A 1,179-nucleotide genomic window follows, 5' to 3' on the forward strand; every position below is an offset into this window, starting at 1 on the left:
CGTGGGAGATTCTATGGTTGGGAACAACTTCTTTTATGCCCGTTTCGTAACGTACTCTTCCTGATTTTTCATCAGGGAGAATGCAACGCGGGCCAGTTTGCGGGACAGGATTACCAGCGCTTCAGTGGTCGCTTTGCCTTTGTCCAGATAGTGCTCATAAGTCTCTTTCCAGGCCAGTGAACGACTGGCTGACATGGCCGCGTTGTGTAGCAACCGACGAACTTCCGAGCAGCCGCGCTTCGTCAGGCGGCGACGCCCTGTTTTCTGTCCGGAGTCAGAAACTCGCAGGTCCATGCCAAGAAAGGCGACATACGCATCGCTGTTCTTGAACTCGCCTCGAGTAAACGCCATCACCAAGGCAGTAGCCGTCAGGAAACCGATACCCTCGATAGCCTGACAACGAGCTACCTGCTCAAGCAGACCCGCATCGCGCAGTAAGTCCTTGAGCTTCTTTTGCACCAGCAGATCCAGCCTTTCCATTTGCTTGGCGAAAGTCTTGAAAGCGGCTTTCAACAGTGTTTCGTTACCCCAGCTCTGCGTCAGCGCAGTTCGTGCTGCGATTAGAGCAGCCCTGCGACGCAACAGGCTCTGGAGCTTGCCATACACCGCTGGAGGGGGCGTCCAGGAGCGCAATTCTTTGCCTTCGCGTTCTAAGTAACGCGCAAGTAAGGCAGCATCACTGGCATCGGTCTTGACGCGACCGCCAACGCCTTTGCGGTAGTTGCTCAGTTGATATCCATCGACCACATACACCTTGAAACCTTTCTCATAGGCCATCTCCACCACGTCCAAATGAAAAATGTTGGTCGCCTCGACGCACAGAGCCGTATTGGCAGGTTGTTGCTTAAGCCACTTCTTTATTTCTGGCTTGGTATTGCTCAGAACAGCTTGAGTACCATCGTCCTGGAAATAGATGACCAGTTCGGCCTTGGCAACATCGATACCGATAACAAACTGGCTCACTTCCATTGCCATGACTCATTCTCCCGCTGTAAGGTTTTCTAACTCGAAGGGGTTTCACCAAGAGGCGCAGGCTTGTTTCTATCGTCGCTGAGGAAAACGAAGCATTCTTTATCGGCGCTTTGGTGGAAGGGGTGGGGACGATTTCTCCCACGGTCTGTACTGCTGCAAACAGTCAGATGCTGACTTGAAGTCCCACCCACCCCTTCGGGTTCTACC

General features: G+C 53.1%; 1 protein-coding gene. It reads right to left on the minus strand.

Features of this window, described 5'->3' with window-relative positions:
* Positions 1-33 precede the first annotated feature (33 nt).
* Positions 34-975 carry a transposase gene (locus ABQX22_RS26625; RefSeq protein WP_349802848.1) on the minus strand — a complete coding sequence of 314 codons (942 nt, stop codon included), beginning with the start codon at positions 973-975 and terminating at the stop codon, positions 34-36.
* Between the last annotated feature and the right edge of the window lie 204 nt (positions 976-1,179).

Origin of the sequence: Xanthomonas sp. WHRI 1810A, assembly GCF_040202885.1 — a bacterium.
Classification (GTDB): domain Bacteria; phylum Pseudomonadota; class Gammaproteobacteria; order Pseudomonadales; family Pseudomonadaceae; genus Aquipseudomonas.